General features: G+C 61.4%; 25 protein-coding genes. 20 read left to right on the top strand and 5 right to left on the bottom strand.

Features of this window, described 5'->3' with window-relative positions:
* Positions 1-33: 33 nt before the first annotated feature.
* From dnaG to Q1A85_RS12830, 3 genes are all read left to right on the top strand, one after another.
* Positions 34-1,971 carry a DNA primase gene (gene dnaG, locus Q1A85_RS12840; RefSeq protein ID WP_299689648.1) on the top strand — a complete coding sequence of 646 codons (1,938 nt, stop codon included), beginning with the start codon at positions 34-36 and terminating at the stop codon, positions 1,969-1,971.
* Positions 1,972-2,102: 131 nt separating this feature from the next.
* Entirely contained in the window at positions 2,103-4,085 is a 1,983-nt protein-coding gene (gene rpoD / locus Q1A85_RS12835) for an RNA polymerase sigma factor RpoD (protein WP_299689645.1), read from the top strand.
* A gap of 55 nt (positions 4,086-4,140) precedes the next feature.
* Complete coding sequence (locus tag Q1A85_RS12830) at positions 4,141-4,416, top strand: HlyU family transcriptional regulator (RefSeq protein ID WP_299689642.1); 276 nt, start codon at positions 4,141-4,143, stop codon at positions 4,414-4,416.
* A 135-nt stretch (positions 4,417-4,551) separates the two neighbouring features.
* Here the strand turns inward: Q1A85_RS12830 and Q1A85_RS12825 are convergent, their stop codons facing one another.
* A complete protein-coding gene (locus tag Q1A85_RS12825; RefSeq protein WP_299689639.1) occupies positions 4,552-5,211 on the bottom strand; it encodes an SDR family NAD(P)-dependent oxidoreductase in 660 nt (219 codons plus the stop codon).
* Between the two features lie 55 nt (positions 5,212-5,266).
* On the opposite strand from Q1A85_RS12825, the gene Q1A85_RS12820 reads away from it, so the two are divergent.
* From Q1A85_RS12820 to ribD, 4 genes are all read left to right on the top strand, one after another.
* Positions 5,267-5,671 carry a secondary thiamine-phosphate synthase enzyme YjbQ gene (locus tag Q1A85_RS12820; RefSeq protein WP_299689636.1) on the top strand — a complete coding sequence of 135 codons (405 nt, stop codon included), beginning with the start codon at positions 5,267-5,269 and terminating at the stop codon, positions 5,669-5,671.
* 47 nt (positions 5,672-5,718) lie between these two features.
* Positions 5,719-6,141, top strand: a complete 423-nt coding sequence (locus Q1A85_RS12815) for a hypothetical protein (RefSeq protein WP_299689633.1) — start codon at positions 5,719-5,721, stop codon at positions 6,139-6,141.
* A gap of 124 nt (positions 6,142-6,265) precedes the next feature.
* The gene (nrdR, locus tag Q1A85_RS12810; RefSeq protein WP_299689630.1) at positions 6,266-6,733 is read left to right on the top strand and encodes a transcriptional regulator NrdR; all 468 of its coding nucleotides are present in this window, start codon (positions 6,266-6,268) and stop codon (positions 6,731-6,733) included.
* Positions 6,730-7,839, top strand: coding sequence for a bifunctional diaminohydroxyphosphoribosylaminopyrimidine deaminase/5-amino-6-(5-phosphoribosylamino)uracil reductase RibD (gene ribD, locus Q1A85_RS12805; protein WP_366140588.1), 1,110 nt, complete (start codon positions 6,730-6,732; stop codon positions 7,837-7,839). Before nrdR ends, ribD begins: the two co-directional genes overlap by 4 nt.
* Here the strand turns inward: ribD and Q1A85_RS12800 are convergent.
* The 3 genes from Q1A85_RS12800 to Q1A85_RS12790 form a co-directional block, all read right to left on the bottom strand.
* A complete protein-coding gene (locus tag Q1A85_RS12800) occupies positions 7,822-9,834 on the bottom strand; it encodes a capsular polysaccharide biosynthesis protein (RefSeq protein ID WP_299689627.1) in 2,013 nt (670 codons plus the stop codon). The genes ribD and Q1A85_RS12800 overlap by 18 nt on opposite strands.
* Positions 9,835-9,844: 10 nt before the next feature.
* Positions 9,845-10,981: a polysaccharide biosynthesis/export family protein gene (locus Q1A85_RS12795; RefSeq protein ID WP_299689624.1), complete on the bottom strand. Its 1,137-nt coding sequence runs from the start codon at positions 10,979-10,981 to the stop codon at positions 9,845-9,847.
* Between the two features lie 146 nt (positions 10,982-11,127).
* A complete protein-coding gene (locus tag Q1A85_RS12790) occupies positions 11,128-12,420 on the bottom strand; it encodes a capsular biosynthesis protein (protein ID WP_299690227.1) in 1,293 nt (430 codons plus the stop codon).
* 151 nt (positions 12,421-12,571) lie between these two features.
* Between Q1A85_RS12790 and Q1A85_RS12785 the strand changes: the two genes are divergently transcribed.
* The 6 genes from Q1A85_RS12785 to Q1A85_RS12760 all read left to right on the top strand — a co-directional run bounded on the left by Q1A85_RS12785 (position 12,572) and on the right by Q1A85_RS12760 (position 16,779).
* Entirely contained in the window at positions 12,572-13,159 is a 588-nt protein-coding gene (locus Q1A85_RS12785) for a riboflavin synthase (RefSeq protein ID WP_299689621.1), read from the top strand.
* Between the two features lie 212 nt (positions 13,160-13,371).
* A complete protein-coding gene (ribB, locus tag Q1A85_RS12780; protein ID WP_299689618.1) occupies positions 13,372-14,496 on the top strand; it encodes a 3,4-dihydroxy-2-butanone-4-phosphate synthase in 1,125 nt (374 codons plus the stop codon).
* On the top strand, positions 14,497-15,042 hold the full coding sequence (locus tag Q1A85_RS12775; protein ID WP_299689615.1) for a 6,7-dimethyl-8-ribityllumazine synthase: 546 nt from the start codon (positions 14,497-14,499) through the stop codon (positions 15,040-15,042).
* Positions 15,039-15,506: a transcription antitermination factor NusB gene (nusB, locus tag Q1A85_RS12770; protein WP_299689612.1), complete on the top strand. Its 468-nt coding sequence runs from the start codon at positions 15,039-15,041 to the stop codon at positions 15,504-15,506. The genes Q1A85_RS12775 and nusB overlap by 4 nt, the downstream gene beginning before the upstream one ends.
* A gap of 48 nt (positions 15,507-15,554) precedes the next feature.
* The gene (locus Q1A85_RS12765) at positions 15,555-15,788 is read left to right on the top strand and encodes a hypothetical protein (protein ID WP_299689609.1); all 234 of its coding nucleotides are present in this window, start codon (positions 15,555-15,557) and stop codon (positions 15,786-15,788) included.
* A 25-nt stretch (positions 15,789-15,813) separates the two neighbouring features.
* Positions 15,814-16,779 carry an NADPH:quinone oxidoreductase family protein gene (locus Q1A85_RS12760; RefSeq protein ID WP_299689606.1) on the top strand — a complete coding sequence of 322 codons (966 nt, stop codon included), beginning with the start codon at positions 15,814-15,816 and terminating at the stop codon, positions 16,777-16,779.
* 15 nt (positions 16,780-16,794) lie between these two features.
* Here Q1A85_RS12760 and Q1A85_RS12755 read toward each other — a convergent pair whose 3' ends face one another.
* A complete protein-coding gene (locus tag Q1A85_RS12755) occupies positions 16,795-17,775 on the bottom strand; it encodes a DMT family transporter (protein ID WP_299689604.1) in 981 nt (326 codons plus the stop codon).
* Positions 17,776-17,890: 115 nt separating this feature from the next.
* Between Q1A85_RS12755 and Q1A85_RS12750 the strand changes: the two genes are divergently transcribed.
* The 7 genes from Q1A85_RS12750 to uvrC all read left to right on the top strand — a co-directional run bounded on the left by Q1A85_RS12750 (position 17,891) and on the right by uvrC (position 25,183).
* Positions 17,891-18,409 (top strand): carbon monoxide dehydrogenase subunit G, encoded by a 519-nt coding sequence (locus tag Q1A85_RS12750; RefSeq protein ID WP_299690224.1) that lies wholly within the window; start codon positions 17,891-17,893, stop codon positions 18,407-18,409.
* Between the two features lie 88 nt (positions 18,410-18,497).
* The gene (locus tag Q1A85_RS12745; protein WP_299689601.1) at positions 18,498-19,433 is read left to right on the top strand and encodes an ABC transporter ATP-binding protein; all 936 of its coding nucleotides are present in this window, start codon (positions 18,498-18,500) and stop codon (positions 19,431-19,433) included.
* Complete coding sequence (locus tag Q1A85_RS12740; protein ID WP_299689598.1) at positions 19,430-20,191, top strand: ABC transporter permease; 762 nt, start codon at positions 19,430-19,432, stop codon at positions 20,189-20,191. Before Q1A85_RS12745 ends, Q1A85_RS12740 begins: the two co-directional genes overlap by 4 nt.
* Before the next feature lie 85 nt (positions 20,192-20,276).
* Positions 20,277-21,074 (top strand): S49 family peptidase, encoded by a 798-nt coding sequence (locus Q1A85_RS12735; protein WP_299689595.1) that lies wholly within the window; start codon positions 20,277-20,279, stop codon positions 21,072-21,074.
* A gap of 176 nt (positions 21,075-21,250) precedes the next feature.
* Complete coding sequence (locus tag Q1A85_RS12730) at positions 21,251-22,204, top strand: calcium/sodium antiporter (RefSeq protein WP_299690221.1); 954 nt, start codon at positions 21,251-21,253, stop codon at positions 22,202-22,204.
* A gap of 25 nt (positions 22,205-22,229) precedes the next feature.
* On the top strand, positions 22,230-23,009 hold the full coding sequence (locus Q1A85_RS12725; protein ID WP_299689592.1) for an SDR family oxidoreductase: 780 nt from the start codon (positions 22,230-22,232) through the stop codon (positions 23,007-23,009).
* Positions 23,010-23,296: 287 nt separating this feature from the next.
* Complete coding sequence (gene uvrC, locus Q1A85_RS12720) at positions 23,297-25,183, top strand: excinuclease ABC subunit UvrC (protein WP_299689589.1); 1,887 nt, start codon at positions 23,297-23,299, stop codon at positions 25,181-25,183.
* Positions 25,184-25,211 lie beyond the last annotated feature (28 nt).

The following is a 25,211-nucleotide window of genomic DNA, read 5'->3' as shown; positions in this document are numbered from 1 at the left end:
GACTCTGGCCCCTGCGACCCCATTATATAGAGCATGAGCCTGCCCCCCGGATTCCTTGATGAATTGCGCACGCGCCTGAGCCTTGGTCAGGTGGTGGGCCGCAAGGTGATGTGGGATGCGCGCAAGTCCAATCAGGGCAAGGGCGATCTGTGGGCGCCATGCCCGTTTCACCACGAAAAGACTGCGTCCTTCCATGTGGATGACCGCAAAGGGTATTACTACTGCTTTGGCTGCCACGCCAAAGGGGATGCCATCTCCTTTGTGCGGGAGACGGAAAATGTTGGTTTCATGGCGGCGGTGGAAATTCTGGCTGGTGAGGCCGGGATGCCCATGCCTGAACGCGATCCGCGCGCGCAAGAAAAGGCGGACCGGCGCACGATGCTGGCGGACGTCATGGAAATGGCGGTGCAGCATTTCCGGCTGCAACTGAAAACGGGGGCCGCAGCAGCAACGCGGGATTACCTCGAAGCGCGCCGGGGTCTGGGCCCCGACGCGTGGGACCGGTGGGAGATCGGGTTTGCGCCGGATACGTGGCAGGGTCTTTGGGACGCGCTCAAGGCCAAGGGGGTTGAGGACGATCTGATCCTTGCCGCAGGTCTGGCCAAGCCCAGTCAAAAGGGCGGCAAACCTTATGACACGTTCCGGGGCCGTATCATGTTCCCGATCCGCGATGCGCGCGGGCGCTGTGTGGCCTTTGGGGGGCGGGCCATGGACCCCAATGACAACGCAAAATACCTGAATTCGCCCGAGACAGAATTGTTTGACAAGGGCCGCACCCTTTACAACCACGGTCCTGCGCGGACCGCTGCGGGCAAAGGCCAGCCGTTGATCGTGGCCGAAGGGTATATGGATGTGATCGCGCTGGCCGAACATGGCTTTGGCGCGGCGGTGGCGCCGTTGGGCACTGCGGTGACGGAACATCAGTTGGCCATGCTGTGGCGTATTGCCGATGAGCCGGTCATCGCGCTGGACGGCGATACCGCGGGTATCCGGGCGGCCATGCGCCTTATTGATCTGGCGCTGCCATCCCTTGAGGCCGGCAAAAGCCTGCGCTTTGCTCTGATGCCTGACGGGCAGGACCCGGATGATCTGCTGAAATCGCAAGGGGCGGCCGCGCTGCAAAAGCTGCTGGAGGCAGCCCAGCCCATGGTGAAACTGCTGTGGCAACGCGAAACCGAAGGCAAGAATTTTGACAGTCCCGAGCGTAAGGCGGCGCTCGACAAGGCCCTGCGCGACAAGATCAAGCTGATCCAAGACCCTTCGATCCGCCAGCACTACGGTCAGGAAATCAAGGACCTGCGCTGGCAACTCTTCCGCCCGCAGCGCGGCCCCCAAGCCCGGCGTGCGTGGAATGCGCCGCCCACTGCGCTGCCCAGCACCAAATCGTCCGTGCTGGCCCAAGCGGGGACCGACACCACGGATGACCTGCGCGAAGCGGTGATCCTTGCCGCGCTGATCCTGACCCCTGATGTGGCCGAAGAGTTCGAAAGTGGGATCGAAGATTTGCCCTGCCGCGACCACACGCACCGGACGCTGCGCGACCTGATTCTCCGCCACAGCACAGGTGGCCCGGAGGTGTTGCGCGAAAAGATTATCAGCGCACTGGGGCCGGATGCCCTTGATAATCTGCTGTCTGCGCGCCATGTGGCCATTGTCCCCTGTGTTCGCACACCCGGCGATGCCGACATGGCCCGCATGACCGTGGCCGAAGAGCTCGCAAAACTCAGCGCGACGAGGGGTTTGGACGCAGAGATTGCGGATGCGGTACAGGACCTCGAAGGGGTGGCCGATGAAGGTGTGACATGGCGCCTGAGCCAAGCTGCCGATGCTGCATCCCGCGCCGTTCGGAGCGGGCAGGAAGACAACGCAGAATACGACACGGGCGACAACGGCGCCCGTATCAGCCGTCAGGAACGCGACGCATTCGCCGCCCTGATGGACCAAATCAGGTTCTCAAAGCCGGGACGGTGATGCGTTTTGGCCGCGAAACCTTAGGAAAATGCAGCTAGATGGGTGGCCGAATCACTCAAAGCGCTAAATGATTCTCTAAGCGAATCACACGGGGGTGATTCGCCAAGGAGCCCCGATCAGAGGAGCCCGGCATGGCCGCGAAAGACACGAACGAAGACGCCAAGACCGAAGACCAGGACAACGCCCACTCGCTCGATATGAGTCAGGCCGCCGTCAAGAAGATGATCGGTGAGGCCCGCGAAAAAGGGTACATCACCTACGATCAGCTAAACACGGTGCTGCCGCCCGATCAGGTCAGTTCCGAACAGATCGAGGACGTGATGTCGATGCTGTCCGAAATGGGCATCAACATCATCGAAGACGAAGAGGCCGAAGAGGAAGAGCAAAAGGGCTCGACCGAGGTCACCACAACCGAAGGCACTCGCGATCTGACGCTGGGGGCCACGGGTCAGGAAAAACTGGACCGGACCGACGATCCTGTCCGCATGTATCTGCGCGAGATGGGCTCGGTTGAATTGCTGAGCCGCGAGGGCGAGATTGCTATCGCCAAACGCATCGAGGCAGGCCGCAATACTATGATCGCGGGCTTGTGCGAAAGCCCTCTGACCTTTCAGGCCATCACCATCTGGCGTGACGAGCTTTTGTCAGAAGAGATCTTGTTGCGCGATGTGATCGACCTTGAGGCGACATTTGGCAACCAATTGGGTGAGGATGGCGAGGTTCAGGAACCTGTCGTGCAGCCCGCCGGCGCCACAGAAGAAAAAACTGACGACAGCCCGGAACTCGACGCTGACGGCAACCCGATTGCCAAAGATGACGACGACGACGAGGACGATCAGGCCAATATGTCGCTGGCAGCGATGGAAGCCGCTCTCAAGCCGCAAGTGCTTGAAACGCTGGATGTGATCGCAAATGACTACGCACAACTGAGCGAGATGCAGGACAATCGCATCTCTGCCACGTTGAACGAGGATGGCTCGTTCTCCTCTGGCGACGAAGAGATTTACCAGAAATTGCGATCCGAGATCGTGGCACTGGTCAACGATCTGCACCTGCATAACAACCGGATTGAAGCGCTGATTGACCAGCTTTATGGCATCAACCGCCGGATCATGCAGATCGACAGTTCCATCGTGAAACTCGCCGATCAGGCGCGCATCAACCGCAAGGAATTCGTAGACGCTTATCGCGGGCGCGAGCTTGATCCCGGCTGGCTGGACGAGATGGGCGAGAAATCAGGGCGCGGCTGGCAGATGTTCATCGAACGCTCCGCCGAAAAGGTTGAAGAGCTGCGGGCCGATATGGCGCAGGTTGGCCAGTATGTGGGCCTCGATATTTCTGAATTCCGCCGCATCGTGCAACAGGTCCAGAAGGGCGAGAAAGAAGCCCGTCAGGCCAAGAAAGAAATGGTCGAGGCGAACCTGCGCCTCGTGATTTCCATCGCCAAGAAGTACACCAATCGCGGCCTGCAATTCCTTGACCTGATTCAGGAGGGGAACATTGGCCTGATGAAAGCGGTCGACAAATTCGAGTACCGCCGCGGCTACAAGTTCTCGACCTATGCCACATGGTGGATTCGTCAGGCGATCACCCGGTCCATCGCGGATCAGGCGCGCACCATTCGTATCCCGGTGCACATGATCGAGACAATCAACAAACTGGTCCGTACGGGCCGCCAGATGCTGCACGAGATCGGCCGCGAACCGACGCCGGAAGAACTGGCGGACAAGCTGCAAATGCCGCTGGAAAAGGTCCGCAAGGTGATGAAAATCGCCAAGGAACCGATCTCGCTCGAAACGCCCATCGGCGACGAGGAAGACAGCCAACTTGGCGATTTCATCGAGGACAAAAATGCGGTTCTGCCGCTGGACAGCGCCATTCAGGAAAACCTGAAGGAGACGACAACACGCGTTCTCGCTTCACTTACACCGCGAGAGGAACGTGTGCTGCGGATGCGCTTTGGCATCGGCATGAACACCGATCACACGCTCGAAGAGGTGGGCCAGCAGTTCAGCGTGACCCGCGAACGAATCCGCCAGATCGAAGCAAAGGCTCTGCGCAAGCTCAAGCACCCCAGCCGCAGCCGCAAATTGCGCAGCTTCCTCGATCAGTGACCAGAATGCGGGCTGCCCGAATGGCCGCCCGCATCACAGAAGTGGAGGTTTTGCCATGTCGCTCCTGTCGCGCCTGCTGGGACGCAAAGACGCGCCCGCGTCAGAGCCTGTGTGCGAAACTTATGGTGATTTTCGCATCTACCCCGAGCCTATGGCCGAAGGAAATGTCTACCGCATCGCGGCACGGGTCGAGACAGAGGTGAATGGTGAGACCAAAACGCACATGCTTGTGCGTGCAGATACTTTGAACGATCACGACAGTGCGGTCACGGCTTCCATTGGCAAGGCCAAACAGGTGATCGACGAACAGGGACTGCGTATTTTCCGCTGAGTCGGGCAGCACAGGCAACCGCGGGGGTCGCCCATGCCGGTTTCAAATGTCACCTTTCGCTGACCGCGTCCTGGCCGTGCGTTCCGTCCGGGCCGCTAACGGGTACATTGCAGTTCCGGGACATTATCCTGCGCGTCACTGCGTCGGCATCAGGAACACTTCGCGCACAGCGCAGCGCGGGTCAGCGTCAATTGCGAGCATCACCGCATCCGCCACGTCTTCAGGCTGTAGCTTGTCCGGTTTCGCCTCGTCAAAAAACGCCGTATCGACCATCCCCGGAGCAACCACCGTACACCGGCCACCCCATTCCGCCATCTCTTCGGCAAGGTTGCCCGCGTAACCGTGAATGAACCACTTTGACGCGCCGTAGATCGAGCCCTTGATATGGCGCCGGCCTGCGGCGGAACCCGTGAGAACCATGTGCCCCTTGGTCTGGCGCAAGCGAGGCAGGGCGGCTTTGGCGGTATAGAGGACGCCCATAATATTGATGTGGATCATCTCGTGCCATTCGTCGGGGTCGCCCTCTTCCGATCCGGCGGTGTTCAGGCCCTTGCCCGCATTGGCAAATACGGCATCGACCTGCTCCAATTGGTCCAGTGCACGGGTCAGGTCGTCCATCTTGGTGACGTCACCCGGCAACACGGTTGCGTTGTCTCCAATCTGATCTGCGATCTTCTTGAGCTTGTCTTCGGACCGGGCGAACAGTCCCACATGCCAGCCCGCAGCGGCTGCCGCCTTGGCCGTCGCGGCGCCGATGCCTGAACTGGCCCCCGTGATAAAAATTGTTTTGGTCATTGTGCTCTCCTTTGCGTGCGCTACTCAGTCAACCCGCACGGCGGGGGATGGTTTCATGCAAAAGGTATTTGAATGGCAGACGTCAGGTCCGGGATTGTACGAGGTGACGCGCGAGGTTGACGCGTGGGTCACGGGTGATGGTCTGCTGACCTTGTTTGTTCAGCACACCTCCTGTTCCTTGATGATCCAGGAAAATGCGGATCCCGAGGTCCGGACGGACCTTGCGGCATTCTTTCACCGTCTGGTCCCGCCGACCACCGATCCGTCGATGTCGTATTTGACCCACACCTACGAAGGGCCGGACGACATGCCTGCGCACATCAAGGCGGCACTGCTGCCCACGAGTTTGCAAATCCCGGTGGCAGGTGGACGCATGGCGTTGGGCACGTGGCAGGGCATCTACCTATTCGAACATCGTGACGCACCCCATGTCAGACGGGTCATCGGACACTTGGCTTAGCGAATCCGGGCATATGGGTTAACCTTGATGCCAAAGGAGTGTGACCTGTGCTCAAACACTTTGCCATCCTTGCCCTCGCAGCGCTGCCAACGGTGGCCCATGCCGAACGGATCATCTTTCGCGAACTGATTGTCATCCCGGTTCGCCAGATCGATGCGACCCGTTTCGAAGTGATCGAAGCGGACGGCGCGGGCGGTATGCAGATGTGGTGCGCGGCGGGGATATTCTCGCGCAAGGTGATGGGCCTGCGAGGGGGCGACCTGACGATCGTGCAAGCGCGCGGGCCATCGGCGAATTATCCGGGCCGCAAGAGCGTGATTTTCACGACACAACCCGTGGCGAACCCGAAATCCTCCTATTCTACGGGCGTGCGCACCGAAGGGCTGCAATTCAGCATGACCCACGCCTATGCGCAATGTCGGTCCATGCTGCCTGACCGGGTGGTGCGGGTGCGCGTTTTACGGCCATGACGTTGCACCGCTCATGTTGCGGTGGCATTTCCCCCCTACCCAAAACCTAGGCAAGCCCGTATAGTTTCGTGGACAAGGGGGAACACCCCCACTACAGGCGGGACGAACGAAGAGGGGATGGGCCATGCGCTGTCCATTTTGCGGCAATATCGACACTCAGGTAAAAGACAGCCGACCGGCTGAGGATCACGTTTCGATCCGGCGGCGGCGGTTCTGCCCGGCATGTGGTGGTCGGTTCACCACATATGAACGCGTGCAGTTGCGCGATCTGGTGGTTATCAAATCCAACGGCAAACGCGAAGATTTCGACCGCGACAAGCTGGAACGCTCCATCCGCATTTCGATGCAGAAACGGCCCATCGACCCCGAACGCATCGACCAGATGATTTCCGGTATCGTGCGGCGGCTTGAATCCATGGGCGAGACGGACATCCAGTCAAAGCAGATCGGCGAGATCGTCATGGAAGCGCTGAACCGCATCGACACGGTGGCCTATGTGCGCTTTGCCAGTGTTTACAAGAACTTCCAAGCGGCTGACGACTTTGACAAGTTCGTCGCAGAGCTGCGGCCTGACGGCGCCACGGACGAGTGAGCCGGGCGCGCGACACGCGCTTTATGCTGCTCGCCTTGGGATTGGGGCGGCGCGGGCAGGGGCGCTGTGCGCCCAATCCTGCGGTTGGATGCGTGATCGTTCAGAAGGGCAGGATTGTCGGTCGCGGCTGGACGCAGCCCGGCGGGCGGCCCCATGCGGAAACTGTAGCACTGGCGCAAGCCGGAACGGCGGCGCGTGGCGCCGAAGTCTATGTGACGCTTGAGCCATGCGCCCATCACGGCCAGACACCGCCCTGTGTTGATGCGCTGATTGCCGCAGGGGTGGCACGCGTCGTGATTGCGGTGCCCGACAGCGACCCACGCGTGGACGGACAGGGCATTGCGGCGCTAGAGGCTGCCGGGATCACCGTGGAAACAGGTCTGTGCGCGGACGAAGCAAGCGCCGATCTGGCCGGGTTTTTCCTGAAGACAGAGCAGGGCCGTCCCGAAGTAACGCTCAAACTTGCCAGCAGTTTTGACGGTCGCATCGCCACCGGCACCGGCGAAAGCCAGTGGATCACCGGCTCTGACGCGCGCCGCTTGGTACACGCGATGCGCGCACGGCACGATGCCGTGATGGTTGGCGGCGGCACAGCGCGCCACGATGACCCGTCCCTGACCGTGCGTGACCTTGGCATCGCAGCGCAGCCCGCGCGCGTGGTCGTGTCCCGGCGTCTCGACCTACCCTTGATGGGGCAACTGGCCCGCACCGCGCATGAATTACCGGTGATCATATGCCATGGCAAAGACGCCGATCCGATGCTGTGCCAGACGTGGCGCGATCTGGGTGCAACCTTGCTGCCCTGTGCCACCTCCGCCGGGCAGCTTGAGGCGCGGGACGTGGTGCAGCAACTGGGCGCGCACGGGCTGACGCGCGTCTTCTGCGAAGGCGGCAGCGCGCTCGCGGCGTCTCTGATCGACGCTGATCTTGTTGACCGGCTCATTGGATTCACGGCCGGTTTGGCCATCGGTGCCGAAGGTCTGCCCAATATCGGCGCTCTGGGGCTGAGCAAGTTAGACACCGCACCGCGCTTTGCGCTGGCGTCGGTCCGGCCTGTCGGACCCGATATTGTGCACGAATGGGTCCGTTCAACGCCACAGATGTGACTGACTGGCCAGCAAGCCTTGTAACTTTGACAGCGTGCGGTTTGCCAGACCCCGGCGCGGCACATCATCCCGGCGCAACCGGTCCACGATGACCTCAACCGGGCAGGCCGTTCGGGTCACCGGATCAAAGTAGCGGGGATAGTCGATGAGCGTTGCGTGCACGAGGCCCAGCAGCGGCACGTCCTCACGCCGCCGTGGCGGTACTGTGCCACGATCTTCGGTCAGGCCCCATCCGGCGTAAAAGGGCGCGCCGGTTGTGACCACATGCACGCCCCGCATCAGCGCCTCGAACCCCGAAAGCGATGTCATGGTCCACACGGTATCAACCTTGTCCAGCAGCGCGGCAATGTCTGCGTTTTCGGCCACCACATCCGCCAGCGCGCTTGCATCTACCGCGCCGCGGCGCAGCCCCGCTTCAACATCTGGATGCGGCTTGTAGATCAGCGTGGCATCCGGGTGTGCCGCACGTGCAGCGGCCAAAAGGGCCGCGTTTGTGTTGACCTCTCCCGCGCCGAGGCGCACGGATGCGTCATCCTCGACCTGTCCAACCACCAGAACGCGCGGCCCATCGGGCATATCCGGGACGGCCCCGCCCAGATTGTATTTGCTCAGCGCATTTTGCGTCAGTGCCGCGACCAGTCGTTCGGCGCGCAGGCTTTGGTCGGGGCGCAGGGTGCGCCGCGCGCGGATCATGTCTTCGAGATCGCTGGCGCGTGCGGGGTCATAGTAGATGCCCTTGGCATCGGTCACCAATGACAGCGGCGGCACAAGTGCGGCACCCAACCCGCGCGACCGGAGAAAGCCGTCCTCGACCCGCACCGCGTCCGCGTGGCCAACCTCTGCCTTGCCTGCCCAGACCATCCACGGCTGTCCCTTGGCGCGAGCGCGGGCCAGGGTGTCCTCGAACGTAACGGCTTTCCACTGTCCAAAGGCCTGTTGCAGGGGCGCGCGTTTCCACAGGCGCATCCCGCTCGCCACCCAGCCCCGGTGGTCGGCGCGCCAGGCGCGGGTTTCGGCGGCCAGCGCCTCCATCGCGGTTTCGAGGCCGCACAAACAGTCGCGATGCGGATCGTACCATGTGGGGTACAGGATCATCGCTGCCGCAAAGATCTGCGCCCGCGTCAGATTGCGCTGGCGGCGCTGGACGGGAAACTCATCCTGCGTGAGGCCCCATCCGGCATAAAACGGCTGACCAAAAACGCGCGGTTTGTGCCCTGCTAGGATCGCCTCGAACCCCAGACCAGACGACACCGTATAGACGCCCACCGCCCCTTCCATCAGGGTCCACGGGCTGACCGGATCGCTGCAAAATGACACGCGGTCGTTCAGGTCGGCATCCGTGAAATAGCCGGGGCGGTGCCCTGCACGGGTTTCGGGATGTGTCTTGATCACGATGCGTGCGCCGGGGTGTTCGTCCAGTGCAACGAAAAGCATCTCACGAAACCGGTTGCGGTCGGCGCCGGACGCGGTGACGGACGCATCGCCAAAGGTCTGGTCGATCACCAGCACATAGCCGGGGTCAGGCACAGGGCGCGCGGGGTCAAAGGCGGTGTATTTGCTCAAATGCGCCTCGGCCATCCGCGCCATTGCGCCGCGCGCGCGGTCCAACAAAGCGCTGTCATCAAGCGGGTGCGTGGTCAGCATCACCTCAAGGTCAGAAGGATGTGCAGGGTCGAAATGCGCGCCTTTGTGATCAATGAGCAGACCCAGCGGCGGTGCGCCCGCGCGCCCGGGAAACAACGACCGTAGGAACGCATCCTCCACCCGGACCACAGGGACATCATGGCGGGTGGCGGCGGCCAGTCCGCGATGCGCGGTGGGTGAATTGCCCCAGACGCCGATCAGATCATTCGCACCGGGCCGCCCCACGCGGATGGTATAGCCCGCGTGGTGCAGGATGCGCCGCAGGCGGCGCTGGGTCAGAAATCCACCATTGTAAACATAAAGCCGCCGGGCCTTTTCAGGTCCGGCGGCCTTGGTGTCCGTGCCGGTCATAGGCGCGGCGTCAGTTGCCGCTCACGCTGGTCGAGAGCTGGTTGATGCCCGCCACCGGTGTCGTGAGCGCGGTGATGATGCGCGAGAATTGCGTGTAGGGCGCTTCGGTCACATAGACGGTATCGCCATTGCGGATCACAAAGTCGCGCGCCTGAAACAGCCCGTTGGGTTGGGTCAGGTCCAGCACGTAAACCATGCGTTGCGCGCCAATCAGGTCGTCGCGACCAAGCACCACGTTGGAAATTTCCGCCGGTTCGTTGCGCAGCACAAAGACGCCGGTTGGGTCGGCTGTCGTGGCCGACAGCCCCCCCACTTGCGCGATGGCCTCAATGGCGCTGAGCGTCGGGCTTTCAAATGGGATGCGGGCCTGACCGCCCGTTGCACCCAGAACGGTAAAGGCGCGCGTGTCCTCTTCGACCAGAATGCGGTCTCCGGCGCGCAGTGCAATGTCCAGTTCCGGATGATCGTAGAGATCTTGCAGGCGGATCTGGCTGCGCACGTTGCCGCGGATGACGGTGACTTGGGCCACTTCGGGTTCGATGGTCACGCCGCCCGCGCGGGCGAGCATCGTGGCAAGGGTGCGGGTGGGACGTTCTATCGCGAACACCCCCTGAGCGCCGACGGCACCGATCAGCGATACGGTGGCACCGTCGCCCGCAACACGGCGGACCTGCACCTGCGGATCGGGCGTCTGTTCTTCGAGACGGTTGGTGATGATGCGGCGGATCGCTTCGGGCGTGTTGCCTGCTGCGCGGATGCGGCCCGCATAGGGCACAAAGATAAAGCCAGCGCCGTCCACCTGCACCTCTTCGAGGATGGTGGAGTTTGCACCTTCGCCCGCCAGCAGGCCATCGTCGACATTTTCCCATATGGTCAGACCCAGAACGTCACCGGGCCGGATCGTGTCGGACCCCACAAGCCCCGCATTCACAAGGTTTTCCGAAAAGCCCAAGGCGGGTGTCACGGCAGTGGCCCGCGTCACGCGGTCATTCACCGCCACGACAAAGGCGTCGCCTTCTTTTTGTACGGAGCCTGCGAAAATCTCGCGTTTGTTGGGGCCGACGCGCGGCAGACCACAGGATGCGACCAGCGTGCAAATCAAAAACAACGCGACGACGCGCGCCCAGCGGAATGTCGGGAAAGTCACTGCTTGGTCTCCTCGACCTGATTTTCTGCCTCGCGGTGCCAGTTTGCAGCACCTGATTATTGTTGTCTGGCCCGATTTTTCGGTGCCAATTGCGTGTCAACCTACCGGAGTCACGATCAAAAATCCAGCCATAGGGGTTGTGCCGCTCATGTGACCAACCGCAACTGTTGCCTTGGGGCCGCGGTGCCGGAGGCGAGTGCATCATAGGGATCTTCGGGCGACAGCATCATGTCGACAACCTGTCGCAACAATTGCCTGCGCCCGCGGGCCGAATAGAAGCCGCCGGGCAACTGGCTCGTTTCCAGCAGGTAGCGGCGGTAATCCTTGTAGGCGCGGCTGTCCGGGCGACTGGCCCCGGCAAAGAAATCCGGCAAGGGCTGATCGCTGACAAATTCTGGTTTCGCGAACACGGCGCGGCCAAAGACCTTGAGCGGGATGCCGCGCCACAGCACCTGTTGAGCAGCCGTGGAGTTTACTGTCACGGCACTGCGCGCGTCGTTCAAAAGCTGGGCGAGCTTGCCGCCGCGCACGTAATGGACCCGGTCTTGCAGACCCTTTTGGCGGGCCAGTTGGCGGATGGTGCGGCGGATCGGTGTGCGCCCATCTTCGAGCGGGTGCGCCTTTATCACGAGGTGGTGGTGCCCCGGCGCGCCCTTGGCAAAACCGTCGATGACCAGTTCCAGAAAGTCGGTCATGGTGGAAAAGGGCGAGTGTTCCTGAAAGCTGCTGTCATGTTCGAGCTGCAGGAGTGCGAGGTGGTAGGGAAACCCACCATATCGGATGCGCAGTGTCGCCTGTACCCGGTCCAGCGTTTGGAACGGCATCAGCAGCAAGCGTTTGAGATACAACTGGAATTCCTTGGCCACAGTGAGCGAGCGATGTGGTTGGAAATTACGGTAATCGCCGTTTCGGAACATCACGAACCAGTGGTAGAGCGCGCCGTAAAAGACATGCTGGCGCATGTCGCCCCAGTGACCGGGGGGCAAGGGCGCCTCCATATCCGACAGGGCAAGTGCGGCCTGCATGTCCGCGACGGACATGTCCATCAACCGGGAGTTTCCGTTGGTGCCGCCCCGCTCATACGTGACCCAATAGGGCCGCATATACCCCTCTTCGAAGACATGGACGGTCAGGCCCCGGCGCTCGGCCTCGGCCACCGCTTCGGCGTGAACGGGACGCACGTCGCCATAGAGCACAATGTCGGTGACGGCCTTGTCATCGATCAGCCGGGCAAATGTGGCAGGCCAGTCTGTGGCGGTGCCGCGATAGGGGATGTAGCTGCGCGGGTGAAACCAGAAGGCGCGGTCTCCCGCGTTGAAGCCCACACGCCACACAGCAGAACCCGCACGGCGCAGCATCGCGCCCAAGCGGTGAAAGAAGGGCCCGTGAGGTCCCTGCAGAAACAGGAACACGCGTGTGTCGGGGGCGGTCAATGTCATCTCGTTTCTAATACGCGGCATGTCGTTAACCCAAGATGAACAGGTGACTGGGGCGATTTTATGGCTCATGGCGCGGTTTAACGCAAATGGCTGGGCTCTTGCCCTTGGACGTTGCCGCAGCTACCTCGGTCGCAAGCGTGGGAGATATGGCATGTTCACAGGCATTATCACGGATATCGGCACCATCACACAGATGGTCGAGGAAGGCGATCTGCGGGTCCGGATCGGCACAGGGTATGACACAGACACTATCGATTTGGGCGCGTCGATTGCGTCTGATGGTGTGTGCCTGACGGTCGTCGATCTGGGCCCCGACTGGTACGAGGTGCAGGTGAGCGCCGAAACGGTGTCAAAGACCAACTTGTCGTCATGGGCTGTAGGAAAGCGCGTGAACCTTGAACGCGCGTTGCGTGTGGGTGACGAATTGGGCGGGCATATCGTATCCGGCCATGTGGACGGCGTGGCCGAGGTGGTTTCGGTCAAGGACGAAGGTGACAGCACACGGGTGCAGTTGCGCGCGCCAGAGGCGCTGGCGCGGTTCATCGCGCCCAAAGGGTCGGTTGCGCTGAACGGGACATCCCTGACCGTGAACGAGGTCGAGGGGGCGGTGTTTGGTATCAATTTTATCCCCCATACCAAACAGGTTACGACCTGGGGTGATGTGGCCGTTGGCGATGGTGTGAACCTCGAGATCGACACGCTGGCCCGCTATGTCGCCCGCTTGGCCGAGGTCGGCTGAGCCAAAGGACAGGCTGCGCCTGACACGATTCTGGTGCGAATGGCTGCCGTGCTCGCATCATGTTGTGGTGCGGGTGGGCGGCTGACCGGCCCTCCCGGGGGGGGATTTTTGGGGACAGAGACGGAGGCGCGCATGGGATGTGCGTGGCGTCCCACTGGCAAGTGGGGTTTGGTTCGGTTATGTCGCGCACAATCGCTGCCAAAGGTGCCCCAATGAGCTTTGAAACGCCCGGACCGGTCGAGAAGGATCTGGTCAACGCCATTTCTCCCATCGAGGAGATCATCGAAGAGGCGCGGCAGGGCCGGATGTTTGTTCTGGTTGATCATGAGGATCGCGAGAATGAGGGTGATCTGGTGATCCCCGCCGATTTTGCGACGCCCGAGGCGGTGAATTTCATGGCCACCCATGGGCGCGGGCTGATTTGCCTGACGCTGCCTGCGGAGCGCATTGAGGCGCTGGGACTGCCCATGATGGCGATGCACAATTCGTCCCGGCATGAGACGGCCTTTACCGTGTCCATTGAGGCGCGGGAGGGGGTGAGCACCGGCATTTCCGCCGGTGACCGGGCGCGAACTATTGCCACGGCGATCAATCCGCAGGCCACGGGCGCTGACATCGCCACACCGGGCCATGTTTTTCCGCTGCGCGCCCGCAAGGGGGGCGTGCTGGTTCGTGCAGGCCATACCGAGGCGGGCTGTGATGTGGCGCGGCTGGCCGGGCACTACCCGTCAAGCGTGATCTGCGAGATCATGAAGGAAGACGGAGAGATGGCGCGGCTGCCCGATCTGGTGGCCTATGCGCGGACCCACGGGCTGAAGATCGGGACAATTTCTGATCTGATCGCTTACCGGCGGCGGCACGATAATCTGGTGGTCGAGACGGATCGCCGGACCATCACCTCGCAACATGGCGGCGACTGGGACATGCGGATTTTCACGGACCAGACCCATGGGATTGAACATGTGACGCTGTCCAAGGGTGATCTGAGTTCGGACGCGCCTGTATTGGTCCGCACCCATGCGCTAAACGAGGTGACGGATATCCTTGGCCTTGGGCCCAAACCTGTGGGCGAACTGCCGCGCGCGATGGAGGCAATTGCCGCGGAGGGGCGCGGTGTCGTCTGCCTCTTCCGCGAGCCGCGCAAGGCGCTGTTTTCGGACGATGAGGATGATGGCCCGCGCGTGGTCAAGAATATCGGTCTGGGCGCGCAGATGCTGTCGAATATGGGTCTGACCCGCCTGATCCTGCTGACCAACAGCCCGCGGACAACTTATGTGGGCCTCAGCGCTTATGACCTTGAGATCGTGGGCACACGCCCCATTCCCGGAGACACCTGAATGGCATCCATCGAACATCACGTGCTGGAACGGCCCAGCTTTGACGCACCCACGAAATTGTTGATCGTGGTGTCGCCCTATTACAAGGCGATTGCCGACAACATGGTCGCCGGGGCCAAAGCCGAGATCGAGGCGGCAGGTGCCACGTGGGATCTGGTCGAAATGCCCGGTGCACTGGAGATTCCCACGGCCATTGGCATTTCCGAGCGGATGTCGAATTTTGACGGATACGTGGCCCTTGGCTGCGTGATCCGGGGCGAAACCACCCACTACGAGACGGTGTGCAACGACAGCAGCCGGGCCTTGCAATTGCTGGGTCTGCAGGGGCTGTGCATTGGCAACGGAATTCTGACGGTCGAGACCGTGGAACAGGCCGAGGTGCGCGCCGATCCCGAAGGCCAGAACAAAGGCGGCGGAGCGGCTGCTGCGGCCTTGCACCTGATCGCGCTCAGCCGTAAGTGGGGCCGCCAGAGCAAGGGGGTCGGTTTCAAACCGACCGGAGAAGACACGATCCTTGCCGGTGAGATGAGGCCCAACCAAGCATGACCCTTTCGGGAAATCAGAAACGCAAGATGCGGTCGGCAGCACGGCTTTATGCCGTGCAGGCGCTGTTTCAGATGGAGCAATCGGGCCAGACCGTCGATGCAGTCCGGGCCGAGTTCATGGATCACCGTTTCGGTGCGGTCTATGACGGGGACGAACTGGCAGAGGGCGATCCCGATCACTTTGCCCGGGTGATGGAAGATGCTGTCAACTATCAGGCTCCGATTGATCAGGCGACCGACCGGGCGCTGGTGGCGAAATGGCCGATTGCGCGCATTGATCCGACATTGCGGGCGCTGTTTCGGGCGGCCGGTGCAGAGTTGCGCGACACCGGCACGCCGCCGCGGGTGGTGATCACGGAATATGTTGACGTCGCGCGCGCGTTCTTTCCCGATGGTCAGGAGCCAAAATTCGTCAATGCCGTGCTGGATCACATGGCGCGCGAGGCGCGGCCCGACGCGTTCTGATCTGCACTGGCGTGGACTTTGTGGCTGGGGCGGCTAGTCTTAAGGCACATGTCTTATGTTTCGCTGCCTCGCCTGTTCCTGAACGCCACGGCCATTGGTCTGACGCTGTCTGCGGCATTGATCACGGCGCTGTGGCACTTCAACATCAATGGCTTTTACGACACGCTGGCGCCATCGGGTGATGCGTTGCTGGCGCTTGTGCTGATCTGGGTGTCCAACGGCCTGCTTTTCGCTGCCGTGCAGGTGGGGTATGCCGTGCACCGGATTGGGGACGCGGATTAAGCCCCCGGAACTGCGAGGGGTCGATATGCGTGCAATGCAAGTGGTGGAACTGGGTCATCCTCTGGCCCTGCGTGATGTGGCAGTGCCGTCGCCCGGTGCGGGCGAGGTACTGGTGCGGGTGGCCGCTTGTGGTCTGAACTTTGGCGATCTTTTGATCGTGAAGGGGACTTATCAGGAAAAACCAATACTGCCCGCGACCCTTGGCATGGAAATGGCCGGGACGGTTGATGCCGTAGGCGAGGGGGTGACCCATCTGGCCGTGGGCCAGCGCGTTGCGGCCTATGCCGGGTTCGGTGGGCTGGCGGAATACGCGGCCCTGCCCGCCGAAATTTGCGTGCCGATCCCCGACGAGATGAGCTTTGTCGATGCGGCGGCGTTCCTCGTGGCCTATGGCACCAGCCATGTCGCGCTGGACTACAAGGCGCGGATGCAGCCCGGTGAACGGTTGCTGGTTCTTGGGGCGTCGGGCGGGGTTGGTCTGACAGCGGTTGAACTGGGCAAACTGATGGGCGCGGAGGTGATCGCCTGTGCCCGTGGCGCCGACAAGCTGGAGGTGGCGCGCCAAGCGGGCGCAGACCACCTGTTGGACAGCGATACATGTGATCTGCGCGCCGAAGTGAAGGCATTGGGGGGGGCTGACGTGGTCTATGACCCAGTGGGGGGCGATCTGTTTGATGCGGCCTTGCGAGCCTGCAATCCGGAGGCGCGGCTGCTGCCGCTTGGATTTGCCAGCGGGACGGTGCCGCAAATACCGGCAAACTACCTGCTGGTCAAAAACCTGACGGTACTGGGATTCTATTGGGGCGGCTACATGCAAGTGAACCCCAAGGTCCTGACGGACAGTTTTGAGGTGCTGTTCGGCTGGTATGCCCAAGGTCGATTGACACCGCATGTCAGCAATGTGCTGCCGCTCGAAGCGGCGAATGACGGGCTGGAGCTGCTGCGGACCCGGCGGGCAACGGGCAAGGTCGTGATCGAGGTCACGGGCTAGCGATCCTGCGCCCGCTCAGTACCGGCCCTTGATCTTGCCACGGGCCAGCACCTGCGCCTTTTGGCGTTCGCGCAGGAACACGAACAACCCGGCGCCGAGGATGAGAGCCATGCCCAGCCACACCTCCCACAAGGGGATGTCGCCAAAGACGACAAAGCCCCAAAACACCGCCAGCGGCAGACCGACATATTCGAACGGGGCGACGGTGGCCGCGTCCGCCAATCGGTAGGCCTGGCTCAGACTGTAGCCGATGATGGCCGCATTCAGGCCCAAGCCCAAAAAGATCCAAGTGTCCCCCGGCGCGGGCCACACCCATGCGCGCAGCAGGAACGTGACCGACGGATTTGTCGATCCTTCGGCAAAGCGGCCGTCTCCGGCCACCACAAAGAACAGCACAGACACCAGAATGAATGTTGATTGGATGTAGATTGCCATGGCGCTGGCTTTGCTCTCGACGCCCAGCTTGCGCGTCAGGAGCTGGTTCAGCGCGTAGGTCAGCGCCGACAGTACCGGCAGCAGCAGGACAATCCTGTTGACCTCCAACGTGTCGGAGCCGGCCCACGGGCGCTGCATCACCAAAACACCTATGAAACCGACCACGACGGCCCCCATCCGCAAAGGCCCCACCTTTTCACCAAGGATCGGGATCGACAGCAGCGTGATGAACAGCGGCGCGGCGAAAAACAGCGCGGTCGCATCCGCCAGCGGCAACACGGCCAGCGCCACGAAGAACGTCATATTGGCGATCACGATGAGCAGGCCGCGCATGGCGTGCAGCCACGGGTGCCGGGTGCGCAAGATGCTCCAGCCGCCTTCGTATTGGAGGATGATCAGGCTGAACAGAATGCCAATGGCCGAGCGGACAAACACCAGTTCGTGCAGCGGATAACCACCGGACAATTGTTTGATCAGCAGGTCGTTGATCGAGATGCAGAACACCCCCACCAACACGAACAGGATACCCAGCCCGGCAATATTGCGATCCGCTCCACTCATGGTTCTGCCCATATCACGATGCACAGCGCTGTCGCGCAGATTCGCATATGGCGGTGTGATCATGCCTGCGCTATCCCTGAAACAGACCTGCCGCACGCTTGAGGGAGCCAACCCGATGAAAATGTCCGACACCCGCGAAATCGCCGCACAGCCCGCCGCCGTTTATGCCGCCTTGCTGGACGCCGATACGCTCAAGGCCTGCGTGCCCGGTGCCACCGAAGTCAGCGGTTCACCTGAAACCGGGTTCGAGGCCACGGTTGTTCAGAAGGTCGGCCCGGTCAAGGCGACGTTCAAAGGGCAGGTGGCCCTGTCCGACATGACCGAAAACGAAAGCCTCACAATCTCGGGCGAGGGCAAGGGCGGCGCAGCCGGTTTTGCCAAAGGCGGCGCCGAAGTGCGCCTCGCCCCGTCCGACACCGGCACGACGCTCAGCTACGATGTGGAGGCCAAGGTGGGCGGCAAGCTGGCCCAGTTGGGCAGCCGTATCATCGACGGGTTTGCCAAAAAGATGGCCGACCAGTTCTTTTCCAACCTGCAAACGCATCTTGAAGGTCCTGCCGATTCCGAAGCCGACGACGCACCTGAGGCCGACGGCAAAAAGGGCTGGCTTGGCCGGATCACCGGCAAAAGCTGACCTCGCGCACATCGCGTTGTGCATGGGTGCGCTGGCCACCGGTGAATTGGTCCGCTACCTCTCGGGTTCGTGATCTTCCGGAGTTCTCATGGCACCCATCCTCAGCATCAAGAACGTGCGCAAGGCCTATGACGATGGGTTCGAGGCGCTCAAGGGCGTGTCGCTCGACATCGAAGAGGGCGAGATTCTGGCGCTGCTCGGTCCAAACGGCGCGGGCAAGACGACGCTGATTTCCACCGTGTGCGGGATCACGATGCCAACCGCCGGTACCGTCACGGTCGCGGGCCATGACATTGTTCGTCAATACCGTGCGGCCCGCAGCCTGATTGGGCTCGTGCCGCAGGAAATCGCGCTCGAACCGTTCGAAAAGGTGATCAACACGGTTCGTTTTTCGCGCGGTCTGTTTGGCAAGGGGCGCAAGGATTCCGCCGTCGAGGACATCCTGCGCCGACTGTCGCTTTGGGACAAACGCAACAATCAGATCCGCGAGTTGTCAGGCGGCATGAAGCGCCGGGTGCTGATCGCCAAGGCACTGGCGCACGATCCGCGGGTGCTGTTTCTCGACGAACCCACCGCCGGGGTGGATGTGGAACTGCGCAAGGATATGTGGGACATCGTGGGCCAATTGCGTGCTGACGGCGTCACAACGATCCTGACGACCCACTACATCGAAGAGGCCGAGGCCATCGCGGACCGTATCGCGGTGATCAATGACGGTGAAATCCTGTTGGTCGAAGACAAGGACAAGCTGATGACCCGGATGGGACAAAAGCAACTGATCGTGCAATTGACCGATCCGCTGTCCAAGGTTCCGGCGGCACTGGCCGACTATGCGCTCGTACTTGGCAAGGACGGTCAAAGCCTTGTCTACACCTATGACACCAAATCCGAACGCACCGGGATCACCCGTCTGTTGCAGGATGTGGCAAAGGCGGGTCTGCACCTGCGCGACGTGGAAACGCAGCAGTCGAGCCTTGAGGACATTTTTGTCTCGCTGGTGCATAAAGGGGAGGATGCCGCATGAACTGGTCCGCCGTGCGCGCCATATATGTGTTTGAAATGGCGCGCTTTTTCCGCACTATCGCACAATCCCTCATCTCACCTGTGCTGTCCACGTCGTTGTATTTCGTGGTGTTCGGCGCGGCCATCGGCAGCCGCATTCAGGAGGTCGAAGGCGTCAGCTACGGCGCATTCATCGTGCCGGGGCTGGTGATGCTGACCGTGATGACGCAGGGCATATCGAACGCGTCCTTTGGCATCTACTTTCCAAAATTCATCGGCACGATTTACGAATTGCTGTCCGCGCCCGTGAACTTTCTCGAGATCGTGATGGGATATGTGGGCGCTGCGGCGACCAAGGCGATGTTCATCGGCGTGGTCATCCTCATCACCTCGTTCTTCTTTGTCGACATCACCATTCAACACCCGCTGGCGATGGTGGCATTCCTCGTGCTGACTTGCGTCAGTTTTGCGCTGTTCGGCTTTATCATTGGCATCTGGGCGGGCAGCTTTGAACAGCTGCAACTGGTGCCCCTGCTGATCGTGACCCCGCTGGTTTTCTTAGGTGGATCGTTTTATTCCATCTCGATGCTGCCACCCGTGTGGCAGACCATTTCGATGTTCAATCCGGTGGTCTATCTGATTTCGGGATTTCGCTGGTCGTTCTTTGGGTTGGCTGATGTGCCGATCCTGACATCGCTACTGGCGATCGCCGGATTTACGGGCCTGTGCCTCGGCGCAATCTGGTGGATATTCAAGTCGGGATGGCGCATCCGGCAGTAACGTTGGGTGCATTCCTGTCACGGGCGGGGCACCGTCTGCAGGGCCGCCCTTGTTTGCATGTACTGTGCAATCTACATGGGCTGGGATGAAACGCTGGATCCCCTTCCTGAAATCCGACCCCACCGTGGCCGTTATCCGGCTGCAAGGGGTCATCGCCGGTGGGTCGCGCGGGACGCTGAACGATCAGGCGCTTGCGCCTGCGATCGAAAAGGCGTTCAGCCGTGGCAAACCCGTTGCTGTCGCGCTTGAGGTGAATTCGCCGGGTGGCAGCCCGGTGCAGTCGTCGCTGATCGGCGCACGCATTCGCCGCCTCGCCGAGGAAAAGGAGATCCCCGTGATCGCCTTTGTCGAGGATGTGGCCGCATCGGGCGGCTACTGGCTGGCGGCGGCGGCTGATGAAATCTTTGCCGATCCCAGTTCGGTGCTGGGCTCGATCGGGGTGATTTCCGCCAGCTTTGGCGCACATGAATTCATTGGCCGCTACGGGGTCGAACGGCGCGTTTACACCGCGGGCAAGTCGAAATCCATGCTGGACCCGTTTCGGCCTGAAAAACCCGAAGACGTTAAACGGCTCAAAGGTATCCTCGACGACATCCACGGTAATTTCATCTCTCACGTGGAGGCGCGGCGCGGTGGCAAGCTGGACACCGAAACAGAGCTGTTCACCGGTGAGGTTTGGTTGGCCGAACGCGCCAAGGCGCTGGGTCTGATCGACGGGATTGGGCATCTGAAGCCTGTGCTGAAGGAGCGTTTTGGGGACAAGGTCAAGCTCCGCCGCTACGGCGTCCGCAAGCCACTCTTTTCCCGATTGGGCGCGCAAGTGGTTGACGACACAATCAGTTCCATCGAAGAACGGGCAGCCTATGCCCAGTTTGGACTGTAACGGATGCTGTCAAAGATCGTTCTGCTGTTTCTGGTCTTCATCGCCGTGTTGGGGATGGTGGGCAAGCTGCACTGGATCGGTGGACCGCGTCTGAAAAGCATGAAGTGTGATTGCGGACGCTACCGCATCGGCAAAGGCCCCTGCGCCTGCGGGCGAGGGGCATAGAAATGACCGAGATTATGCCATGGCTGCTCAGCGGGTTGGGCCTGCTGATTTTGCTGCTTGCCGGTGACAGTCTGGTCAAAGGGGCGGTGAACCTGTCGCTGCGGCTGGGTGTGCCCGCGCTGATCGTCAGTCTGACCATCGTGGCCTTTGGCACGTCGGCGCCCGAAATGCTGATCGCGATACAAGCGGTGCTGGAGGATGCACCGGGTATCGCTCTGGGCAACGTGGTGGGGTCGAACACGGCCAACATCCTGCTGGTGCTGGGGATACCGGCCCTTTTGGCCACAATGCACACATCCGAATGCGAAACGCGCAAGACGTTCAACTATATGATTGCCGCGTCGGTCCTGTTCATCGCGCTCGCCTTTCGCGGGGTTTTTGACTGGATCGCAGCGGCTGTGCTGCTTTTTGCACTGGCGCTTGTCCTGTTCGATGCAGCGATGGAGGCCAAGGGCCACCGGGCCGCCTCTGCTGATGGCACGGACGATGCCGAAGAGATTGAGGGCGTGGACCCCGACCTGCCGTGGTGGCGCATTGCCGTGTTTGTCACGCTTGGTCTGATTGGGCTGCCGCTGGGCGCGGATCTGCTGGTGGACAATTCCACGATCATCGCCCGCACCTACGGGGTCAGCGACACGGTCATCGGGCTTACCCTTGTGGCGGTGGGCACGTCGCTGCCGGAACTGGCCACCACCGTCATGGCCGCCCTGCGCCGTCAGGCGGACGTTGCCTTGGGCAACGTCATCGGCTCGAACATGTTCAACCTTTTGGCCATCATCGGCATTGCAAGCCTTGTGGGTCCCATCCCGGTGGATCCGGCGTTCCTGAAATTCGATCTGTGGGTCATGCTGGGCGCGTCGATCCTGCTGGTGCCGTTTGTCTATATGCGCCGCGATATCAACCGGGTGTGGGGCGTGATCTTGACGGCGCTCTATCTCGCCTATTTGGCTATCGTACTCAGCTGACAACAACATTGAAGGAGCGGGTGGCATGACACGAGCGCTGGTGACAGGGGCAGGCCACAGGCTGGGCCAGGCAATGGCGGTATATCTTGCGGGGCGTGGCTATGACGTGGCGGTGCATTATGCGTCGTCGTCCAAGGGCGCGGACGAGACCGTGGCCCAGATCGAAGCGGCAGGCCAGCGCGGGGTTGCGCTACAGGCCGACCTGCTGGACGAGGATGCGACCCAAGGGCTGTTTCCGCGCGCGGTCGAGGCATTGGGAGGACCAATCACCTGTCTCGTCAACAATGCGTCTATATTTGAATATGACGACATCTCGTCGGCCACCCGCGACACGTGGGACAAGCACCTGAACAGCAACCTGCGCGCGCCCTTTGTGCTGAGCCAAGCGATGGCGGCACAGGGCCTTGAGCCACGGACGGACAACCGGGGCGAACCGCAGGCCGTGGGCCTGATCGTGAACATGGTCGACCAGCGCGTGCGCAAGCTCACGCCCGAGTTCATGACCTACACAATTGCCAAGATGGGCCTCTGGGCGCTGACCCAGACCAGCGCGCGCGCCCTGACGCCCGCGATCCGCGTGAATGCCATCGGTCCGGGCCCCACTTTGCAGGGGGGTCGCCAAAGCGCCGAGCACTTTGCCAAGCAGCGCGAAGCGACTGTTTTGCAGCGCGGTTCTAACCCCGAAGACATCGTTGGTGCGCTTGGCTATTTCCTCGATTCCCCGGCGGTCACGGGGCAGATTTTGTGTGTGGATGGCGGACAGCATCTGGCGTGGGAAACACCCGATGTGGTGGGGGTCGAATAGGCGACGCTAGGTAAGTTTTGCACCGCGTTAATCTTCGTTACAAATCTGTTACTGAAATGCCTTTATTTTCAGTCACTTGGTTCGGGGATAAAAAATTATCCTTTCAAATCAGCGGCTTGAAAATATGCCCAAATTTTAGGCAGTCGTGTGAAGGCCCCAAAAAACAAAGGAAAATCCTTAAGGTCCAGAAGTTGTCTCCAAGTTTATCCACAGGAATGGTGGATGTCTCATGTCTTGCGCCAGACGGGACGCTGAGGCAGCCAGAACGGGAATCAAGGTAGAATCGCATGGCGAATTTGACACCCGAAGATCAGCCTCAGGTTGCAGCCCCTGTGCCGGTGGGTCACACGGTGATCCAAGGCTATCTGAAAACGCTCGATAACTCGCCGGGCGTGTACCGGATGCTGGACCGCGAAAGCCGCGTTTTGTACGTCGGCAAGGCGCGCAATCTGCGCGCGCGGGTGTCGAACTATGCGCGGCCATCCGGACATAGCGGGCGGATCGCGCGGATGATCTCTATGACCGCCTCGATGATGTTCCTGACCACCCGGACAGAGACCGAGGCGCTGCTGCTTGAACAGAACCTGATCAAACAGCTTAAACCCAAGTTCAACGTGCTCTTGCGCGACGACAAGAGCTTTCCCAATATTTTGGTCACGGGCGACCACGCCTTTCCGCAGATCAAGAAACATCGCGGCGCCAAAAAACAAAAAGGGGCCTATTACGGACCCTTCGCCAGCGCAGGTGCCGTGAACCGGACGCTCAATCAGTTGCAACGGGTGTTCCTGCTGCGCAATTGCACAGACGCGATGTTCGACAGCCGGACGCGCCCCTGCCTGCAATATCAGATCAAGCGCTGCTCGGGACCGTGCGTCGGGCTGATCGACAAAGACGCCTACGCTCAGACGGTCAAGGACGCGGAAAAGTTTCTGACCGGCAAATCCATCGACATTCAGGCGCGCCTCGCCGCCGAGATGCAGGCGGCGTCCGAAGCGATGGAATTCGAGCGCGCCGCAGCCCTGCGCGACCGCATCCGTGCCATGACGTCCGTTCAGACCGCCCAAGGGATCAATCCCAAGAATGTGCACGAGGCCGATATCGTCGCATTGCATCTGGAACAAGGGCAAGCCTGCGTGCAGGTGTTTTTCATCCGCGCGGGCCAGAACTGGGGCAACCGCGATTTCTATCCGCGTGTCGGTGCGGATGTGGACGCCGCCGAAGTGCTGGAGGCATTCCTTGGCCAGTTCTACGACACCAAGGAACCACCCCGGCAGTTGATCCTGTCCAACGAGATCGAAAACCCCGACCTGATGGCCGAGGCGCTCAGCCAGAAACGGGGTCGCAAGGTCGAACTGCTGGTGCCGCAGCGTGGCGAAAAGGCGGAACTGGTGGATTCAGCATTGCGCAACGCCCGCGAAAGCCTTGCCCGTAAGATGGCCGAAAGCGCCACGCAGGCCAAATTGTTGCGGGGCCTGGCCGAGGCATTCGAACTGTCAGAGGTGCCACAACGGATCGAGGTCTACGACAACAGCCATATCCAGGGCACAAATGCGGTGGGCGGCATGATCGTCGCGGGCCCCGACGGGTTTATGAAAAACAGCTACCGCAAGTTCAACATCAAGGGTGACGACCTGACCCCCGGCGACGATTTTGGCATGATGAAAGAAGTGCTGCACCGCCGGTTCAAGCGCCTCCTGTCCGAAGATCCGGACCGCGCCAAGGGGATGTGGCCGGACCTGCTGCTGATCGACGGCGGGGCAGGGCAGGTGTCCGCCGTGGCCGAGATCATGCGCGAACATGGGGTCGAGGACATCCCGATGGTTGGCGTCGCCAAGGGCGTGGACCGCGACGCGGGCAAGGAGGAGTTCCACCGTGTGGGCCAACGCCCCTTTGCCCTGCGCCACAACGACCCTGTGCTCTATTTTGTTCAGCGGATGCGGGACGAGGCGCACCGGTTCGCCATTGGCACGCACCGCGCCAAACGCGCCAAGGCCAACATGAAAAACCCGCTCGACGACATTGCGGGCGTGGGGGCCGCGCGCAAACGCGCGTTGCTCGCGCATTTCGGATCGGCCAAGGCGGTGGCCCGCGCAAACCTCGCCGACCTCAAGGCGGTGGAGGGGGTGTCAGAGGGGCTGGCGCAAAAGGTGTACGACTATTTCCACGACCAGTGAGCGGTGCCCTTCCAGCCGCCAACGCTTC

This window comes from uncultured Tateyamaria sp. (genome assembly GCF_947503385.1).
Lineage (GTDB): Bacteria > Pseudomonadota > Alphaproteobacteria > Rhodobacterales > Rhodobacteraceae > Tateyamaria.
This window is presented reverse-complemented; position numbering and strand designations above follow the sequence as displayed.

Coding starts and splice junctions, on each gene's coding strand:
- dnaG (WP_299689648.1), top strand. CDS start 34: ATGAGCCTGCCCCCCGGATTCCTTGATGAATTGCGCACGCGCCTGAGC.
- rpoD (WP_299689645.1), top strand. CDS start 2,103: ATGGCCGCGAAAGACACGAACGAAGACGCCAAGACCGAAGACCAGGAC.
- Q1A85_RS12830 (WP_299689642.1), top strand. CDS start 4,141: ATGTCGCTCCTGTCGCGCCTGCTGGGACGCAAAGACGCGCCCGCGTCA.
- Q1A85_RS12825 (WP_299689639.1), bottom strand. CDS start 5,211: ATGACCAAAACAATTTTTATCACGGGGGCCAGTTCAGGCATCGGCGCC.
- Q1A85_RS12820 (WP_299689636.1), top strand. CDS start 5,267: ATGCAAAAGGTATTTGAATGGCAGACGTCAGGTCCGGGATTGTACGAG.
- nrdR (WP_299689630.1), top strand. CDS start 6,266: ATGCGCTGTCCATTTTGCGGCAATATCGACACTCAGGTAAAAGACAGC.
- Q1A85_RS12800 (WP_299689627.1), bottom strand. CDS start 9,834: ATGACCGGCACGGACACCAAGGCCGCCGGACCTGAAAAGGCCCGGCGG.
- Q1A85_RS12790 (WP_299690227.1), bottom strand. CDS start 12,420: ATGACATTGACCGCCCCCGACACACGCGTGTTCCTGTTTCTGCAGGGA.
- Q1A85_RS12785 (WP_299689621.1), top strand. CDS start 12,572: ATGTTCACAGGCATTATCACGGATATCGGCACCATCACACAGATGGTC.
- ribB (WP_299689618.1), top strand. CDS start 13,372: ATGAGCTTTGAAACGCCCGGACCGGTCGAGAAGGATCTGGTCAACGCC.
- Q1A85_RS12775 (WP_299689615.1), top strand. CDS start 14,497: ATGGCATCCATCGAACATCACGTGCTGGAACGGCCCAGCTTTGACGCA.
- nusB (WP_299689612.1), top strand. CDS start 15,039: ATGACCCTTTCGGGAAATCAGAAACGCAAGATGCGGTCGGCAGCACGG.
- Q1A85_RS12765 (WP_299689609.1), top strand. CDS start 15,555: ATGTCTTATGTTTCGCTGCCTCGCCTGTTCCTGAACGCCACGGCCATT.
- Q1A85_RS12760 (WP_299689606.1), top strand. CDS start 15,814: ATGCGTGCAATGCAAGTGGTGGAACTGGGTCATCCTCTGGCCCTGCGT.
- Q1A85_RS12755 (WP_299689604.1), bottom strand. CDS start 17,775: ATGAGTGGAGCGGATCGCAATATTGCCGGGCTGGGTATCCTGTTCGTG.
- Q1A85_RS12750 (WP_299690224.1), top strand. CDS start 17,891: ATGAAAATGTCCGACACCCGCGAAATCGCCGCACAGCCCGCCGCCGTT.
- Q1A85_RS12745 (WP_299689601.1), top strand. CDS start 18,498: ATGGCACCCATCCTCAGCATCAAGAACGTGCGCAAGGCCTATGACGAT.
- Q1A85_RS12740 (WP_299689598.1), top strand. CDS start 19,430: ATGAACTGGTCCGCCGTGCGCGCCATATATGTGTTTGAAATGGCGCGC.
- Q1A85_RS12735 (WP_299689595.1), top strand. CDS start 20,277: ATGAAACGCTGGATCCCCTTCCTGAAATCCGACCCCACCGTGGCCGTT.
- Q1A85_RS12725 (WP_299689592.1), top strand. CDS start 22,230: ATGACACGAGCGCTGGTGACAGGGGCAGGCCACAGGCTGGGCCAGGCA.
- uvrC (WP_299689589.1), top strand. CDS start 23,297: ATGGCGAATTTGACACCCGAAGATCAGCCTCAGGTTGCAGCCCCTGTG.